The sequence below is a fragment of the Streptomyces spinosisporus genome (assembly GCF_022698145.1).
In the GTDB taxonomy this organism is placed as follows: Bacteria; Actinomycetota; Actinomycetes; order Streptomycetales; family Streptomycetaceae; genus Streptomyces; species Streptomyces spinosisporus.
This window is the reverse complement of record NZ_JALDAX010000011.1, coordinates 94,653-111,706: the sequence shown is the minus strand read 5'-3', so window position 1 is coordinate 111,706 and position 17,054 is coordinate 94,653. Positions and strand designations below refer to the sequence as shown.

Here is a 17,054-nt window from a genome sequence, read left to right as displayed (position 1 = left end):
TGGTACGTGCAACGATGTTCGCACCCGGCCCGTCGGGCCGCACAGCACGTCGGCGCCGCGCGCGCAGAGAGGCAGCCCCCATGACCTCCGTACAGGGAACAGCCGTTGACATCACCACCGCGGACGGCGTCGCCGACGCCTATCTCGCGCATCCCGATGACGGCCTCGCCCACCCCGCCGTACTGCTCTACCAGGACGCCTTCGGACTGCGTCCGCATCTGAGGTCGATGGCTGACCGGCTGGCCGGATCCGGCTACGCGGTCCTGGTGCCGAACGTCTTCTACCGGCACGGCCGCACGCCGGTCTTCGACCTCCCGGAGTTCATCGACGTGTCCGCGCGGCCGGAGATCTTCCAGAAGATCGGCCCGGTGATGCAGGCGCTCACCCCGGACCTCGCCAAGCGGGACGCGGGCGCGTACCTCCAGTGGCTGGCGGACTCGCCCCTGGCCGCCGACGGCCCGGTCGCGCTGACCGGTTATTGCATGGGTGCTCGTCTCGCGCTGCTGACGGCCGGTTCCTACCCGGACCGGGTCGCCGCCGCGGCCGGTTTCCACGGCGGCCGGCTCGCCACCGACGCACCGGACAGCCCGCACCTGGTGGCAGGCAACGTCACCGCCGAGCTCTACTTCGCCCACGCCGACGAGGACGGCTCCATGCCACCGGAGCAGCAGCAGCTCCTGGAGGACACCCTCACGAAGGCGGGTGTACGGCACCGCTGCGAGGTCTACTCCGGCGCGCACCACGGGTACACGCAGGCGGACACGGCCGAATACAACAAGGAGGCCGACGAGCGGCATTGGGCGGCTCTGCTCGACCTCCTCGACCGGACCTTCTGAACCGCACGTTTCCGGCCGGGCCTGCTCGGCCCGTCTTTTCAACGCGTCTTTCTGACGGACAAACAGGCTCCTACGCCCGCGGGTCGGACCCGCGGGCGTCGCCATTCACCTCGCTCATCGTTCAACTTATTGACATGCTCGCGCCTCAGTGTCAGTTTGAGAGCGCTCTCAAAGGTGGTCCGGACCACCTTCGAGGGCCATCCCCCCACAAGTGTTGAACCCCCCACGGAGGTGCGCGTGCACGCAAGGAAAGTCAAGTACCGGCTTCTGGTCCCGGCAGCGGCAGCAGCGCTGATCGCCGGGGCGCTGGCGCTCCACTCGCCCTCGTCCGCGGACGCCGCGGTGCCCGACACCATCCCCCTGGAACTCACCAACAACTCCGGTCGCAGCGAGCCGGTCTACGTCTACACCCTCGGCACCCAGCTGTCGTCGGGCAAACAGGGCTGGGCGGACGCCGACGGCACGTTCCACGCATGGCCCGCGGGCGGCAATCCGCCGACTCCCGCGCCCGACGCGTCGATCGCCGGGCCGGCGTCCGGGCAGTCGAAGACGATCCAGATCCCCAAGTTCTCCGGCCGCATCTACTTCTCGTACGGCAAGAAGCTCGACTTCCGGCTGGCCGAGGGCGGTCTGGTGCAGCCGGCCGTGCAGAACCCCAGCGACCCCAACCGCGACACGCTGTTCAACTGGTCCGAGTACACGCTGAACGACTCCGGCCTGTGGCTCAACAGCACCCAGGTGGACATGTTCTCCGCGCCCTACGCGGTCGGCCTGCAGCGCTCCGACGGCAGCACGGCCACCACCGGTCACCTCAAATCGGGCGGCTACAACGGCTTCTTCAACGCGCTGAAGAGCCAGGGCGGCGGCTGGGACAAGCTCATCCAGACCGGGTCCGACGGCTCGGTGCTGCGTGCGCTGGCGCCCGGGTACGGCATGGAGACCGGCGCCCTGCCGAAGACCGTGATGGACGACTACGTCAACCGCGTCTGGCAGAAGTACGCGTCGGAGACGCTGACCGTGACGCCGTTCACCGACCAGCCCGACACCAAGTACTTCGGCAAGGTCTCGGGCGACGTCATGAACTTCACGGACGGCTCGGGCTCGGTCGTCACCACCTTCCAGAAGCCCGACGCGGACAGCATCTTCGGGTGCCACAAGCTGCTCGACGCCCCCAACGACCAGGTGCGCGGGCCGATTTCGCGGACCCTGTGCGCGGCCTTCAACCGCTCCACCCTCCTGACCAACCCCAACCAGCCGGACTCCTCGGACGCGGACTTCTACAAGGACTCCGTGACCAACCAGTACGCCAAGAACATCCACGCGCAGATGGCCGACGGCAAGGCCTACGCGTTCGCCTTCGACGACGTCGGCAACCACGAGTCCCTCGTCCACGACGGCAACCCGCAGAAGGCCTCTCTGACGCTCGACCCGCTGAACTGACAGACGCCGAACCGGCAGATGCCGGCCCTCACCCCGCTCCGGTGCGGGGTGAGGGCCGTTTCATGTGGGGAATGCCGCGTGCCGGATCAGCTGGTCGTCAGGGCCGTGTCGTCGATGACGAAGCTGGTCTGCAGCGAGGAGTCCTCCGTGCCGCTGAACTTCAGGGTGGCGGTGGTGCCTGCGAGTGAGGACAGGTCGAAGGACTTCTGGGCGTAGCCCGAGGCGGCGTTGAGGTTCGAGTACGTCGCCAGTGTCCTGGACCCGGCGGTGACCGTCAGCTTGTCGTAGGCGGTGCTGCCGGTCGTCTCCGACGTGTCGATGTGCAGATAGAAGGTGAGCGTCGCCTTGCAGCCGGCCGGGACGGTCACCGACTGGGAGAGCGAGTCGGTGTGCGTGGTGCCGTAGCCGTCCAGCCAGGCGTAGTACGAACCGCCGTGCGGCGCCTGACCGTTGTCGTCGGTGATGACACCGCTGGTCGCGGTCCAGCCGGTGTTGCCCGACTCGAAGCCCTGGTTGCCGAGGAGCTGGGACGAGGTGCAGCCGCCACCGCTGGTACTGACCGTCCAGCTGAAGGAGGCGGTGCCCTTGGCGCCGGTGCTGTCGGTCACCGTGACGGTGGTGCTGTAGGTACCGGCCGTCGTCGGCGTACCGGAGATCACACCGGTGGAGCTGTTGATCGACAGACCCGCGGGCAGTCCGCTCGCGGCGTACGACAGCGAACCGCCGTTGGTGCTGCTGGCCGAGATCTGCAGGCTCACCGCCGTGCCGACGGTGGAGGACTGGCTGCCCGGGTTGGTGACCGTGACACCGTTGGCCGGCACGGTGATGTGGCTGCCGACGTTGATGCCGGCGAAGGCGTTGCCGACCCCGGCGTACTGGACGGAGTTGGTGCCGTACAGCGCGGCGGCCGCGTTGAGGGCGGCGGTGCGGGCTCCGGCGTAGTTGGTGCTGGACGTCATGTACGTCGTCAGCGCCTTGTACCAGATCTGCAGGGCCGCGGCCCGTCCGATGCCGGCGACCGCGACGCCGTCGGACGTCGGGCTGTCGTAGGTGACGCCGTTGATGGTCTTGGTGCCGCTGCCCTCGGAGAGCAGATAGAACATGTGGTTCGCCGGACCCGAGGAGTAGTGCACGTCGAGGTTGCCGACGCCCGAGTACCAACTGTCCGCGGAGCCGCCGTCCTTGCTCGGCTCGTCCATGTAACGCAGCGGCGAACCGTCGCCGTTGATGTCGATCTTCTCGCCGATGAGGTAGTCGCCGACATCACTGCTGTTGTTGGCGTAGAACTCCACACCGGTGCCGAAGATGTCGGAGGTCGCCTCGTTCAACCCACCCGATTCCCCGGTGTAGTTGAGGCCCGCGGTGTTGGAGGTGACGCCGTGGCTCATCTCGTGCCCGGCCACGTCCAGCGAGGTCAGCGCGTGGGTGTTGCCGGAGCCGTCGCCGTAGGTCATGCAGAAGCAGCTGTCGTCCCAGAAGGCGTTGACGTAGCCGCTGCTGTAGTGGACCCGGGAGTAGGCCGCGGCGCCGTCGTTCTTGATGCCGCTGCGGCCGAAGGTGTTCTTGTAGAAGTCCCAGGTCTCCTGGGCGCCGTAGGCCGCGTCCGCGCCGGCGGTCTGCGTGTTGGACCCCGAACCGGTGCCCCAGACGTCGTCGGAGTCGGTCATCAGGGTGCCGGTGCCCGAGGTGGCCCGGTTGAGGTTGTACGTTTTGTGGCCGCCGCGCGTGGTGTCGTACAGCTGGTAAGTGGAGCCGGACAGCGTGGTGTTCAGCGTGACGGCACCGCTGTACTGGGTGTTGCCGGTGCCCGTCTTGATGTCCTGGTACCGGCCGAGTTCCTTGCCGGTGGTGGCGTCGGTGACGACGTGCAGCCGGCTCGGTGTGCCGTCGTCCTGCAGCCCGCCGACCACCGTCTCCCAGGCGAGCTCCGGGGTGCCGTCGCCCGCCCAGATCACCTTGCGGGCGCTGTCGGCGGAGGGCTGCTCGGCGTCGAGGGCCCTGGCCGTCTTGAGGGCCTTGGTCCGGGCATCCGACTTGCTGAAGGTCGCGGTGGTCGAGGCGACCTTGATGGTGCGCCTGTTGTTGAAGGTCGTGCTCACCGTGCCCTTGGCCAGGGAGGCGGGCGGAGTGTGCACGACCAGGTCGCCGCCGAGGACGGGCAGACCGGCGTAGGTCCGCTCGTAACGGGTGTGCACGGTGCCGTCGTTGTCCTTGACGACGTCCTTGACGATCAGCTTCTCCTTGGCGCCGAGCCCGATCGAGCGGGCGGTCGCCGAGGTCTTCTCCTGCGCGCTCTTGAGCAGCGCGCTGTGCTGCGCCGCGGTCAGCTTCATCTCCAGGCCGCCGGTGCGCAGCGGGCTGGGATGGGATGCCGCGGGTTCGGCGTTCGCCGGCACGGACTGGATGCCGAGGGCGAGGAAGGCCGCGGTGGAGACCAGGGCTCCGACCGCGGTCCGGATGCGGGGGTTGCGTCTCACTCGTTCTCCTACTGCTGTGGCCGTGTGGGGGCGGCCATGACAGACCGGGCAGACGGGTGTACTGACCGGGACAAGCAGAGCTGTGCGAGACCGGCACAGCTTGGTGAGAACGTGGGGGGTGGGTGCGGCGGTTGAACGGAGAATGACAGCTTTGACCAGGTCATGTCAGCCGCCTGCAGGGCACTCTAGGGTTATCCCTGCATGCGGCGGCAAGACCTAGGGTCGGTGGCCCAAGCAACCCTGGATGCCTGGGACTTGAGGGCAGGTCGGATCGGGTCAGGCGGGCTTGACGGCGCGGACGACGGCGGAGTGCATGCCGTCGGCGACCGGCTGGGTCGGTGTGATCTCGATGTCCGTGAAGCCGGCGGCCTCCAGGCCCTGGCGGTACTCCGAGAAGGACAGGGCGCCGGCGATGCAGCCGACGTAGTCGCCGCGCTCGGCCCGCTGGTCGGGGGTGAGCGTGTCGTCGGCGACGATGTCGGACACGCCGAGCCTGCCGCCGGGCCTGAGCACCCGGAAGGTCTCGGCGAAGACGGCCGGCTTGTCGGTGGACAGATTGATCACGCAGTTGGAGATGACGACGTCGATCGTGTTCGCGGGCAGCGGGACGGCCTCGATGGTGCCCTTGAGGAACTCCACGTTCGTCACGCCCGCCTTCGCCGCGTTGGCGAGGGCCAGGGCGAGCATCTCCTCCGTCATGTCCAGTCCGTACGCCTTGCCGGTGGGGCCGACGCGGCGGGCGGACAGCAGGACGTCGATCCCGCCGCCCGAGCCGAGATCCAGAACGCGCTCGCCCGTGCGCAGTTCGGCGACGGCGGTGGGGTTGCCGCAGCCGAGGGAGGCCGCGAGGGCCTCCGCGGGCAGTGCCTCGCGCTCGTCCGCGGCGTACAGGGTCGAGCCGAAGTTCTCGTCGGTCTCGACCGGCTCGGGACCGCAGCAGGCGGTGCCGCCGACGGTGACCTTCATGGCTGCCGCCGCGTACCTCTGGCGGACGGTTTCCCTCAGGTCGGTGCTCTGATCGGTCATGACGCACTCCTGGATGAAGGGGCGCACTGCGCCCCAAGACGGCCTGTATTGACGTTCATCAATGCAAGCTTGCGCCTTGGATCGATGAACGTCAATATAGAGTTCATGACGAACGAAGAGCTGGTGGTGATCGGCCAGGACGGCGCCTGCTGCCCGGGGCTGTCCGCCGCGCCGCTGGACGAGGACCGGGCGGTCGAGCTGGCCAGGGTGTTCAAGGCCCTGGGCGACCCGATCCGGCTGCGGCTGATGTCGATGATCGCCTCGCGGGGAGAGGGCGGCGAGGTCTGCGTGTGCGAGCTGACCCCGGCCTTCGACCTGTCCCAGCCGACCGTCTCCCACCACCTCAAGCTCCTGAGGCAGGCCGGACTCATCGACTGCGAGCGCCGTGGGACCTGGGTCTACTACTGGGTGCTGCCGGGTGTCCTGGACCGGCTCGCGGGGTTCCTCACCACCGCGCGGACCGCGGCCGGCGCTCCACCGGAAGGGCTTCCCTCGTGAACGACCGGCCTTCGCGCCCCTCCGTGCTGTTCGTCTGCGTCCACAACGCGGGCCGGTCCCAGATGGCCGCGGCCTTCCTCGAACACCTCGTGGGCGGCCGCGTCGACGTCCGCTCCGCCGGCTCCGCCCCCGCCGCAACCGTCAACCCGGCCGTGGTCGACGCGATGCGCGAGATCGGCATCGACATCTCCGCCGGCACCCCGAAGATCCTCACCGCACAAGCCGTCCAGGCCTCCGACGTCGTGATCACCATGGGGTGCGGCGACGCCTGCCCGGTCTTCCCCGGCAAGCGGTACCTCGACTGGCAGCTCGACGACCCCGCAGGACAGGGCATCGACGCGGTACGCACGATCCGCGACGCGATCGAAGCGCTGGTGCGAGCACTGATCTCGGAGATCGCACCGGGCTGAGGAGACGGCTTGTGTGCATCGTGAGGTCGGTCCCGGCTGGGCGCCGCACCTGCGGGCCAGGGCGAGGCTCCTCGTACCAGCGGCCCCAGGCTGCTGACGAGTCATCACGTGTCCCACGGGGAACACACATGGGGAAGGCACGATCGTCGACTCCGGGGGATTCGTGATGTCTCGCAGTGCAGCGGCACCACCGCCGGGTCAGGACGACACCGTCCTGGCCCGGCTCGGCATCAAGGCCGAACTCGCCCGCAGAATGGGCGTGTTCGGGAACTTCGCGATCAGCTTCTCCGTCATCTGCATCCTGGCCGGCGGCATGAGCCTGTTCGGCTACGGCCTCGACCACGGCGGTCCCGCGGTCATGCTCGGCAGCTGGGTCGTCATCGGCTTCATGACGCTGCTCGTCGGGATGTCCCTGGCAGATGTGGTCTCCGCCTACCCCACGAGCGGCGGACCGTACTTCATGGCCGACAAGCTCGGCGGCCCCCGCTGGGGCTGGACCACCGGCTGGCTCAATCTGCTGGGCCTGCTGGGCGCGATCGCGGGGATCGACTACGGTGCGGCGACCTTCATCGGCGCCTTCGCGCAACTGCAGTGGGACGTGACGCCGACCGTCACCACCACCCTCGTCGTCTTCGGGTGCATCCTGCTGCTGCACGGTCTGCTGAACCTGCGCGGCGTGCGTCTGGTCACCGTGCTCAACTCGATCTCGGTCTGGTGGCAGTTGGCCGGCGTCGCCGTCATCGTCGGCGCCCTCGCTCTCGCCCCCGACCAGCACCGTTCGGCGCGGTTCGTCCTCACCCACTTCAACAACGACACCGGCTTCACCAGCCCGTTGTACGTCTGCCTGATCGGCGCCCTGCTCGCGGGCTACACCTTCTGCGGCTACGACGCCAGCGCCCACGTCGCCGAGGAGACGACCGAGGCGCAGACGTCCGCCCCCAGGGGCATCGTCCACGCCGTCACCGTCTCCTGGATCGCGGGCTTCGTCCTGCTCGCCGGGATGCTCGCCGCCATCCAGGACTACGACGCCACCCGGAACACCGCGACCGGCGTGCCGCCCGCGCAGATCTTCCTCGACGTCCTCGGCACCGGCGGCGCCAAGTCCCTGCTGCTGGTCGTGATCGTGGCCATGTTGTTCTGCGGCAACGCCGAGGTCGCCGCCGCGAGCCGCATGATCTACGCCTTCTCCCGCAGCCGCGCCCTCCCGGGCTGGCGGACCTGGCGGCGGGTCAGCGGCCGGACCAGGACCCCCGTACCGGCCGTATGGCTGGCGATCTGCGTCCCGTTCGTGCTCGCCCTGCCCGCCCTGTGGTCGCCCGCCGCCTACGGCGCCATCACCGCGATCAACGCGGTCGGCATGATCCCCGCTTACGGCATCCCCGTCTTCCTCGCCCTGCGCAAGGGCGATCGGTACCGACCGGGGCCGTGGAGTCTCGGACGCTGGCGACGGCCGATCGGTGTCGTCGCCGTCGCCTACGTCGTCGTCATCACGGTGGTCTTCTGTCTGCCCCAGTCGGCCCCGATCACCGCCGAGTCCTTCAACTACGCCGGTGTCACCCTCGCCCTGGCGCTGCTGCTGGCCTGGCTGACCTGGATCACCCGGGGTCGCCGCGCCTACCGGCTGACGGCGGCCGGTGGCAGCGCCAGTGACAGTCCCTCACCGGTGGTGGGGTGAGGTCAGGTAGTGCTGCCGCAGGAGTTCCTTTCCGTAGTCGTTGCCGTTCGGGGTGCGGATGACGGAGTGGACGTGCATCTGCGTCGGACCGCTGCCCTGGGTGGCGCCGTAGGCGCCGGCGAGCGGGCCCGGTGCCTGGCAGTCCACCTCGACCCACACCACGGGGCTGTGCACCCGGACGTAGAAGGCGGCGTCGTCCGCGGTGCCGCCCGACCAGGTGGCGAAGGTGTCGTCGAGATGCTTGCGGACCTCGGCCAACCGCACCTGCGCGGCGTCGGCCCTCGCCCGCCCCACGAAGGCCTCGACGATGCCGAGGAGCTTCGCCTTCTGGGCGCCGGTGAGGGCGCTGCCCTGTATGCCTTCGTACGCCTGGACCGCGTTGTCGGCGAAGGCGCCGGCCTTCATGGACTCGTTGGACTTGGTCGAGGAGGCGATGGCGACCTTCTGCTGCGCCTCGGTCAGGGAGTTGATGAAGGCGAGGCTCGCGAGGACCTCCTCGTGGCAGACGGTGACCGTCTCGCCGTCGATCTTCATGGACGTGGGTTCCGAGCCCCAGAAGCAGGGGCTCATCACGACCTGGTCGCCGAGGACGAAGTAGTTGAGGACCAGGTGGTGGCCGTCGAACTGGAAGCCCCACGGCTCGCTGTCCGACGGTGTGCCCATCACGGTCCAGTAGTAGGCGTCCTCGTTGAAGGAGTCGGTGTTGCCGATCGCCTCGCCCGCCGCCTGGTTGATCCTGCGGATCTTCTCCGTGGTCTCCAGACCGTCCGCGCTCAGCGCCGCCTTCAACAGAGCGGTGCCCAGCGCCTTCTGATCGTCGCTCAGGTCGGCGAGGGAGACGCCCTGGCGCTCGTAGGAGTCGACGTTGCTCCACAGCCGCCACTCGGTGGAGTGGACCGTGAACTGGGTCGAGGACCTCTGGGTGTCGGAGAGCCCGGCGAGGAACGCCTCGGCCGCGGAGATCACCGGGGCGGTGTCGACCTTGGTGGAGTGGATGGTGAACAGGTCGTCGATCCGCTTGCCGTCGGTCGTCAGCCCGAAGAACTCCTCGGTGATCGACTGGTTCCCGGGTCCGCCCGCACCGCCGCCCGGGCCGCCGCTGGGGACGCCGCTCGGCACGGGAGTGGCCGATGCGTCGGCCGTGCCCGTGGTGTCGTCGGCCATCGCGGCCCAGGCGCCGGCTCCGCCCATCGTGACCACCGCCGTGGCGCCGCTCGCGAAGAAGACCTTGCGCATGAAGGTGCGGCGGCTCGCGTGGGCGCTGCGGCCGGCGTCGGAGTGCGGCTCCCGGTCGGTCGGCTCTGCGGCGTCGAGCTCGGTCATCGTCGCGCTTCCCTTCGTCGTGGCGTGTCCCTGCCGGACCGCCGTGGTGTCACGACTGTCGCGGACCGAGCTGAGGCACACCTGAAGTCGGAGCCCGGACGTGGTGCGAAAACAGGCGCATCGAACCGTCGGCGCCGCCCTGAACTGGGCTTCTGTGCAGACACTTAGAGTTCGGGGGCCGGCGCCACGGACGTGTGCCCAGCGGCCGGCAGACGTACGGCGAACTCGGTGTGTCCCGGCCCGCTGCTCGTCTCGATGCGCCCGCCGTGGGCCTGGGTGATGGCCGCGGCGATGGCAAGGCCCAGGCCGGAGCCGCCGGTTGCACGGTTGCGGGAGATGTCGCCCCGGGTGAAGCGCTCGAAGACCGACGGGAGGAGGTCCGCGGGAATGCCGGGTCCGTCGTCCTGGACGCGGATCACACAGTCCGCGACCGTCGCCTCGACGACGACCGTGACCCTGGTGCCCGCCGGAGTGTGCAGACGGGCGTTGGCCAGCAGATTGGCCACCACCTGATGCAGCCGCGCCGCATCGCCGACCACCGTTGCCGGGCCGCCGTCGAGGCGCAGCGCCAGCTGCCACTCGTGATCGCTGCCCGCGGCCCGCGCATCCCATACGGCCTCGGCGACGAGGGTCGCCAGGTTCACCTCCGCCCTTTGCAGGGGCCGTCCCTCGTCGAGGCGGGCGAGCAGCAGCAGGTCCTCCACCAGTCCCGACATGCGCGCCGACTGGGCGGAGACCCGCCGCCAGGCCAGTTCGGGGTCGATCCGCTCGCTGCCGCGGTCCATCAGCTCGGCGTACCCGGCGATCGACGCGAGCGGTGTGCGCAGTTCGTGACTGGCGTCGGCCAGGAACCGACGCATGCCTTCCTCTCCCTGCTGACGTGCGGCGATCGCGTGCTCGACGTGGTCGATCAGTCGGTTGAGTGCGGCGCCGACCTGCCCGGCCTCGGTGCCGGGGTCGGTGTCCCCGGCCGGGACCCGCGTGAGTGCGCCGACCTCGCCCCGGTCCAGCGGTACGCGTGCGACCTCGACGGCGGTGGCCGCCACCCGTGCCAGCGGCCGCAGTTGACGCCGGACGACCACCGCGGACACCCCGCCGGCGACGGCGAGTCCGAGCGCGGTGATCACGGCTTCCAGCACGACGAGGTCGTCGATGATGCGCTGGACGTCGTCCATGGGCAGCCCGGCCAGCACGGGAACGCCGTCGCCCGCGAGGGCGGTGAGCCGATACGTGCCCAGGTCCGGGACGGTGCGCGTGTGCAGCGAGCCGTCCGGGGCGATCCCGGCGAGGGCGGCACGCTGGGAGGCGGAGAGGACCTTCCGGCGTCCGTCGCCGGTGACCACCTCGGCGGCGATGACCCGTCCGTCGTCGTCGAAGCGGGCGGCGAGCGTTCCGACCGGTTGTCCGCGCTCGTCGAGGAACCCCAGGTCGGTCGCGCCGCCCGTCCTGTACTGCAGACCGCCCTGGCTGCGCTCGGCCGCGTCGGTGACTCGCTGGTCCAGGTCCGCCAGCAGATGGGCGCGCTGGACGACCACCGTGGTCAGGGCCATGGCCCCGCAGACGACGACCATCGTCACGGAGATGAAGAACACCAGTCGGGCCCGCAGCGAGCGCCCCGGCCGACCGGTGCGGTCGTAGGCCTCGATCTCAGTCCTCCGCGGCCCTGATCACATAGCCGACGCCACGCACCGTGCGGATCATCGACGGCCGTCCTTTGTCGATCTTGGCGCGCAGGCTGTACACGTAGACCTCGACGAGATTGCCCTCCCCGTCGAACGAGGCGTTCCAGACGTGGTCGAGGATCTGCGCCTTGCTCAGCACCTGGTGGGGGTGGCCGAGCAGGAACCAGAGCAGGTCGAACTCCTTGGCGGTGAGCGGGACCGGGGTCCCGCCGCGGTGCACCTCCCGCGTCCGCTCGGCGGCCACGAGGTCGCCCAGCACCCGTACGGGTCCGTCGTCGTACGCCTCCTCGCCCGCCCCGGCGCGGCGCAGCAGCCCGCGCAGCCGGAGCATGACCTCCTCCAGCGAGAACGGCTTGGTCACATAGTCGTCCGCGCCCGCCGACAGGCCCGCGATCCGGTCCTCCAGCGCGTCCCGCGCGGTGAGCATGAGCACCGGCACCTTCGCGTTCTCGCCCCGCAGGCGGCGCAGCACCTCCACCCCGTCCACGTCGGGGAGCATGCCGTCGAGCACGACGACGTGCGGCGCGCAGGCCCGTGTCACCCGCAGCGCGCCCCGGCCGTCCTCCGCCGTGAACGGCCGCCACCCCGCCTCGGCGACGGCCGCCGACAACAGCTCGGTGAGCTCGGGCTCGTCATCGACGATGAGCACACGAACCCCGGCCTTACGGGCCACAGCACTTGCGGACATGGGGCGACGATGCCATGCCGAACTGTGCGGGGCCTGTGCCCCGAGTCAGAGCGCCCGGTCGGCCGCGTCCGGCAGCGGCACACCCAACTGCCCGGCACGTTCGGTCAGTTCGCGCCACAGCTTCGGGGTTACGGGGATGCCCCGCGCCCCACGCTCGTCGGCCACCAGGGCGCTGCGTTCGCCGGGGTAGAAGACGCCGTCGGCGCCGTCGGCCACCGGCAGGTCCTTGAGGGTGGCGAGGGTGGTGTCGACGTCCGTGGTGAAGGCGTCCGCGTCCCCGAAGGCGGCCGGGTCGAGGGCCATCAGCAGGGCGTTCTGGCGGTGCTTGCGCCCGGCCGGGTCGTCGGAGTGGAACGCGGAGAAGATGGGCGCGCCGACCAGCACGCTGGTGAGCAGCTCGAAGGCGAGTGACATGCCGGAACCCTTGGCGCCGCCCAGCGGGAGCGGCAGGACCGCCTTGTCCGGGTCGGTGGTCGGGGTGCCGTCCTCGGTGGCGGCCGCACCTTCGGGCAGCGGGGTGCCGCTCGCCTTCGCCTGGCGGATCCTGCCCAGGGCGATGGTGGCGGTGGCCATGTCGAGGAGCAGCGGCGCGTGGTCGCGCGCCGGTACGGCGACGGCGAGGGGGCTGGTGGCCACGGCGGCGCCCTTGACGCCGGTGTAGGCCATGTTGGGCATGCCGGCCACGAAGCCGATGCCGATCAGGCCCTGCTCGGCGATCTTCGAGACGTAGTAGCCGATGGCACCGGTGTGCACGGTGCGCCGGACGCCCACGGTGGCGGTGCCGGTCTGTCGCGCCCGCCGTACCGCTTCGTCAGCGGCCGCGCTCAGGGCGACCGGGCCGGGGGCACGGTCGGCGTCGAGGACGGCGGCGGCGGGGGTCGTCGACGCAATCGCCATTTCGGGCCGGGCGTTGGCGACGCCTTTGGCGAGCAGGTCCAGATAGGCGGGGACGCGGGCGATGCCGTGGGAGTCGACGCCGCGCTGCGCGGCCCAGACGAAGACGTCGGCGGTGGTGCGGGCGTGCTCGGCGCTGAGGCCTCCCTTCTCCAGAAGCGCGGCGGAGAAGGTGCGCAACTCCGCTGCGGGGACCAGGACTTGGGACGGGTTCTCGGACATGGTGGCGGGTTGCTCCAGGGTCAGCGGGTGACGAGGACGTCGACGACAGCGGTGGTGCCTTCGGTCACGGCCTTGAGGGCGCGCTCCAGGGCGGGCGCGAGCGCGTCCGGGGTGTCGACGGTCTCGGTGTGCAGGCCGAACGGCTCGGCGAAGGCGGCGAGCCGGGGCAGCCGGTGCAGATCGGTGCCGAGCCACTCCCCCGTCTCGGCGGCCGCCCCGTCGGGGTAGAAGCGGCGGTGGTTGAGATTCATCGACTGGTAGACACGGTTGTTGAACACCACGATCAGCAGCGGCAGTTCGTACGCCTTGGAGGCGTCGTACGACGGGATGACCGGGTTGTAGGTGAAGGCGCCGTCGCCGATGGTGAGCGCCACCGGGCGCTCGGGGGCGGCGAGTTTGACGCCGAGGGCGACCGCGATGCCCTGGCCGAGGCCGCCCTGCACATAGAAGTACGAGTCGGGCTCGGACGTCTGCAGATGGCGCTTGACGACACGGCTGTGGGTGATCGTCTCGTCGACCACGATGCCGTTCCTGCCGTCGAGCAGCCTGCGCAGACTCGCGGCGACCAGTACCGGGTCGATGCCCTCGGCGTCCGTCGCCCTGGCCTCGGCGGCCGCGACGGCGGCCTGTTCGGCGGCGTGCCGCTCTTCCTGGGCCGCGCGGCGTGCGCTCACCACGGTCTCGTCGAGTTCCTTGGCCCGCTTGGTCAGCTGGCGCAGGGTGTTGGCGACGTCGCCTTCCAAGTAGCGGTCCGCGAAGAGCACTTGGTGGACCACATGCGGGCGTTGCGGCACTTCATCGATCACCACGACCTTTGCCTCGGCGGGACGGCGGGACGGCGGGTAGAAGGGGGCACGGCAGTTCACGAGCAGGATCAGGTCGGCCTCGTCCATCCAGGGGCCGATGTCGCTGCCGGCGTGCAGCGGGTGGGTGCGCGGGAAGTTGGCGCACACCGCCGAGTCGGGCTCGACGACCGGGATGCTCCATGCCTCGGCGAAGGCCACGAGGGCCTCGAAGCCGCCCGTCTCACGCCCGGCCGTCTCCGTGACGATCACGGGGTTCACCGCCCCGCGCATCAACCGGGCGACGAGATCGACCTCTTCGGGCGAGCTGTGCGTGGAGCCGGGGGCGACCACGGGTCCGGACTCGCGGCCGTCCCACTCCTCCAGCAGGATCTCCAGCGGGATGTTCAGATACGCCGGTCCCGCGGGCGCCCGCCAGGACAGCTCCGCCGCCCGCGTGATCATCGCGGGCAGGGTGTGCACGCTCGCGGCCTCGTTGGACCACTTGGTGAACGGCCGGGCGACGCCGTGCGGGCCGCCCACGATGGACAGGTTGCGGTACCACTGACCGCCAGGGTCCGGGCCGGGCCCGTCGCCGTAGGTGGTCGACTCGGAGGAGGCGACCACCATCGGGACCCCGGCGAGCAGCGCGCCGTGCACGGCCATGGAGCCCTGCAGCAGGCCGGGGGCCGCGTGCAGGAGCACGCCCTGCGGGCGCCGCGCGAGGAGCCCGTACCCGGTGGCCATGCCGACGGCGACGGTCTCGTGCGTGAGGTCCAGATAGTCGGGGCAGGGGATTCCGTCCCGGTGGTGCCGGGCCAGGGACTCCCACACCGGGGCCCACTCGGACCCCGAGGAGCAGAAGATGTGGTCGGCGCCGACGGCGTTGAAGGCGGACACGACGGCGTCGCCGCCGTCGGTGCCCGACGTGTGCTGGGTGTCCGTCATCTCGTGTGGTTCCTCAGCCCTCGATCGGCCAGTCGAGGACCTCGGAGATACCCCGGCCCATGATCCATTCCAGCTCTTCCGGGGTGAAGTCCCAGTGCTTGGTGAACTGCTCGATCGTGTCGGTGTAGGTGATGCCGTGGCCGAGCAGCCGGGTGATGTCGGTGCCGTAGAAGCAGCGCTGCGGGCCCATCTTGTCGACCATCTCGCGCACGTACTTCTGGATGTTGTGGTTGGGGAAGGGCTGCGTGGAGTAGCCGGGCAGCGCGGAGACCTTGACGTAGATGTTGGGGTGGACGTGCAGGTCGGCGGTCTCCTGCACCCAGTAGCCGATGGCGTCGTCGACGCAGCGCGCCATGATGCCCATGTGGTCGATGATGATCTTCAGCTCGGGGTGCTTCTCGGCGATCTCGCCGAGCTCCCGCTTCCAGATGGGGGCGTGCACCATCGTCGGGATGCCCAGTTCCTCGGCGACGGGCCAGTACCAGTCGTTGGTGCCGTCGATCATCCAGTTGCGGTCGATCGGCCGGTGGAAGGTCAGGCGCGTGCCCTTGACGTGCGGGTTCTGCGCGAAGTCCTTGAGCATCGCCTTGCCCTCTTCGGGCTTGTTCTGCGGGATGCGGGCCATGATGCCGAAGCGGTCGGGGTGTGCCTCGCACGCCTCCAGGGCGTAGTCGATACGGTCGCCCTCCCAGGACGGCGGCAGGATCAGCGCGCGGTTGACGCCTGCCTCGTCCATCAGCTCCAGGGCCTCCTCGTAGGAGAAGGGGTCCTCGCGGTGTCCGTTGAGGCGGATGCGCTCCCGCGCCCCGGGGACCCAGGGGCGGTCCGGGGTCTCTTCCTTCCAGATGTGGATCTGGGTGTCGACGACGAACATGTCTCAACTCTCTTCGCAGCAGGGGGTGGTGGGATGATCGGGCGTTCTCAGGGTGGGGAACCGGTACTGAAGACGGCGTCGACGATGTGCTCGGCGATCGCCATGGAGGCGGTGGCGGCGGGCGAGGGTGCGTTGCGCACGGCGGTGATCCGGCCGGACCGGTGGATGCGGAAGTCGTCCACGAGCGTGCCGTCGCGGTCCAGTGCCTGCGCGCGCACGCCCGCGCCGCCGCGTACGACGTCGTCGGCGCCGACGGCGGGGACGTAGAGCCCGGCGTCCTTCATGAAGGCGGCCGTGGACAGGGAGCCGCGGTACTCCTTGAGGCCGGTGCGCCAGTGCCGGGCGGCCATCCGCCAGGTGCCGGGGTAGGCGGCGAGCCCGAGGAGGTCCCTCGGGGAGATGTGGGTGAGCCGGTAGCCCTCCCTCGCCAGGGCCAGGACGGCGTTGGGTCCGATCTCGACGGAGCCGTCCACGCGCGGAGTGAAGTGCACGCCGAGGAAGGGGTAACGCGGGTCGGGCACCGGGTAGACGAGGCCTCGTACGAGATGGGTCCGGTCCGGCTTGAGGAGCATGTACTCGCCCCGGAAGGGCACGATCCGCGGCTCCCGACGGTCCTGGGCGAGCCGGGCCACGGAGTCCGCGTGCAGACCCGCGCACAGGATCAACCGGTCGACCCTGACCCGGTCCTGTCCCGACGCCACCTCGATGCCGCCGGGCACGCCGGTGAGGGACGTGACGGGGAAGCCGAGCCTGATCTCGCCGCCGGAGTTCTCGATGTCCTTGGCGAACTCCCTTGCCAGCGCCGGGTAGTCGGTGATGGCGGTGCGCGGGGAGTGCAGGGCGGCGAGGCCGGCGGCGTGCGGTTCGATCTCCCCGATCTCCTCCTTGGAGACCTTCCGCAGATCGGGCACGTGGTTGTTCCGGGCTCGCTCGTAGAGGTTCTCCAACCGGCCCAGTTCGTCCGGACGTACGGCCGTCACGAGCTTGCCGATCTCCTCGTACGGCACCGAGCGTTCCTGGCAGTACTCCCGCAGCAGGGACACCCCGCGCACGCACAGGGCGGCCTTGAGGCTGCCGGGCGCGTAGTAGATACCGGCGTGCACGACACCGGAGTTGTGTCCGGTCTGGTGGACGGCGACCCGGTGCTCCTTCTCCAGCACCACGACGCGGGTACCGGGGCGGCGCAGGGCGATCTCACGGCCCGTGGCCAGGCCCACGATTCCCGCGCCGACGATGCCGATCGTCTCGTCGGCCATCGGTGTCCTCCTCTCCGCTCGCT

14 protein-coding genes are annotated in these 17,054 nt (G+C 70.0%); 5 read left to right on the top strand and 9 right to left on the bottom strand.

Going from position 1 to position 17,054, the window contains the following annotated elements:
- The first annotated feature begins 80 nt into the window (after positions 1-80).
- Both MQN93_RS26920 and MQN93_RS26915 read left to right on the top strand, forming a co-directional pair.
- On the top strand, positions 81-836 hold the full coding sequence (locus MQN93_RS26920; protein ID WP_242711591.1) for a dienelactone hydrolase family protein: 756 nt from the start codon (positions 81-83) through the stop codon (positions 834-836).
- A gap of 237 nt (positions 837-1,073) precedes the next feature.
- Entirely contained in the window at positions 1,074-2,276 is a 1,203-nt protein-coding gene (locus MQN93_RS26915; protein ID WP_242711590.1) for a glycoside hydrolase family 64 protein, read from the top strand.
- An 86-nt stretch (positions 2,277-2,362) separates the two neighbouring features.
- Here MQN93_RS26915 and MQN93_RS26910 read toward each other — a convergent pair whose 3' ends face one another.
- Together MQN93_RS26910 and arsM are read right to left on the bottom strand one after the other, a co-directional pair.
- Positions 2,363-4,753, bottom strand: coding sequence for a M4 family metallopeptidase (locus MQN93_RS26910; RefSeq protein WP_242711589.1), 2,391 nt, complete (start codon positions 4,751-4,753; stop codon positions 2,363-2,365).
- A gap of 276 nt (positions 4,754-5,029) precedes the next feature.
- A complete protein-coding gene (gene arsM, locus MQN93_RS26905; RefSeq protein ID WP_242711588.1) occupies positions 5,030-5,779 on the bottom strand; it encodes an arsenite methyltransferase in 750 nt (249 codons plus the stop codon).
- 105 nt (positions 5,780-5,884) lie between these two features.
- Between arsM and MQN93_RS26900 the strand changes: the two genes are divergently transcribed.
- From MQN93_RS26900 to MQN93_RS26890, 3 genes are all read left to right on the top strand, one after another.
- On the top strand, positions 5,885-6,277 hold the full coding sequence (locus tag MQN93_RS26900; protein ID WP_037781336.1) for an ArsR/SmtB family transcription factor: 393 nt from the start codon (positions 5,885-5,887) through the stop codon (positions 6,275-6,277).
- On the top strand, positions 6,274-6,687 hold the full coding sequence (locus tag MQN93_RS26895) for an arsenate reductase ArsC (protein WP_242711587.1): 414 nt from the start codon (positions 6,274-6,276) through the stop codon (positions 6,685-6,687). Before MQN93_RS26900 ends, MQN93_RS26895 begins: the two co-directional genes overlap by 4 nt.
- Before the next feature lie 166 nt (positions 6,688-6,853).
- On the top strand, positions 6,854-8,362 hold the full coding sequence (locus MQN93_RS26890; protein WP_242711586.1) for an amino acid permease: 1,509 nt from the start codon (positions 6,854-6,856) through the stop codon (positions 8,360-8,362).
- On the opposite strand, the gene MQN93_RS26885 is transcribed toward MQN93_RS26890, so the two are convergent.
- The 7 genes from MQN93_RS26885 to lhgD form a co-directional block, all read right to left on the bottom strand.
- Positions 8,345-9,685 (bottom strand): DUF3500 domain-containing protein, encoded by a 1,341-nt coding sequence (locus MQN93_RS26885; protein ID WP_242711585.1) that lies wholly within the window; start codon positions 9,683-9,685, stop codon positions 8,345-8,347. The genes MQN93_RS26890 and MQN93_RS26885 overlap by 18 nt on opposite strands.
- Before the next feature lie 164 nt (positions 9,686-9,849).
- The gene (locus tag MQN93_RS26880; protein ID WP_242711724.1) at positions 9,850-11,256 is read right to left on the bottom strand and encodes a sensor histidine kinase; all 1,407 of its coding nucleotides are present in this window, start codon (positions 11,254-11,256) and stop codon (positions 9,850-9,852) included.
- Positions 11,257-11,332: 76 nt separating this feature from the next.
- The gene (locus MQN93_RS26875; RefSeq protein ID WP_242711584.1) at positions 11,333-12,055 is read right to left on the bottom strand and encodes a response regulator transcription factor; all 723 of its coding nucleotides are present in this window, start codon (positions 12,053-12,055) and stop codon (positions 11,333-11,335) included.
- Between the two features lie 45 nt (positions 12,056-12,100).
- The gene (locus MQN93_RS26870; RefSeq protein ID WP_242711583.1) at positions 12,101-13,171 is read right to left on the bottom strand and encodes an Ldh family oxidoreductase; all 1,071 of its coding nucleotides are present in this window, start codon (positions 13,169-13,171) and stop codon (positions 12,101-12,103) included.
- Positions 13,172-13,191: 20 nt separating this feature from the next.
- The gene (locus MQN93_RS26865) at positions 13,192-14,901 is read right to left on the bottom strand and encodes a thiamine pyrophosphate-dependent enzyme (RefSeq protein ID WP_242711582.1); all 1,710 of its coding nucleotides are present in this window, start codon (positions 14,899-14,901) and stop codon (positions 13,192-13,194) included.
- Positions 14,902-14,914: 13 nt separating this feature from the next.
- Positions 14,915-15,775, bottom strand: a complete 861-nt coding sequence (locus MQN93_RS26860) for an amidohydrolase family protein (RefSeq protein ID WP_016433059.1) — start codon at positions 15,773-15,775, stop codon at positions 14,915-14,917.
- 47 nt (positions 15,776-15,822) lie between these two features.
- Entirely contained in the window at positions 15,823-17,031 is a 1,209-nt protein-coding gene (gene lhgD / locus MQN93_RS26855) for an L-2-hydroxyglutarate dehydrogenase (protein ID WP_242711581.1), read from the bottom strand.
- Positions 17,032-17,054 lie beyond the last annotated feature (23 nt).